This is a genomic window from Bacillus sp. SIMBA_005 (assembly GCF_046535585.1).
Taxonomy (GTDB): Bacteria; Bacillota; Bacilli; order Bacillales; family Bacillaceae; genus Bacillus; species Bacillus pumilus.
In genome coordinates, this window is the sequence record NZ_JAWRWI010001141.1 from 1 (window position 1) to 237 (window position 237).

The following is a 237-nucleotide window of genomic DNA, read 5'->3' on the forward strand; positions in this document are numbered from 1 at the left end:
GGCTCATACGCCCGGGTGTCAAAATATCGTCCCATTTCAGATAAATGATCGGGCTGACAAGGAGTAATACGATTCCCGCCATGAGAACCAGCCTGAGCAGGGTCCTTCCGCTGAATCCCGAACACATAATGACGCAAAACGCGATCAGACCGATAATCATCGCCGTTCCGAAGTCGGGCTGAATAGCGATAAGCGCACAAATGACTACGGTGACGATCACCGGCGGCGCAACCCCCG

The 237-nt window shown here is 54.0% G+C and carries 1 protein-coding gene; it reads right to left on the reverse strand.

The window, feature by feature from the left end; genetic code table 11:
- On the reverse strand, positions 1 to 237 hold a 237-nt coding region (locus tag SB660_RS23685; RefSeq protein ID WP_410585037.1), incomplete at both ends, for an FtsW/RodA/SpoVE family cell cycle protein.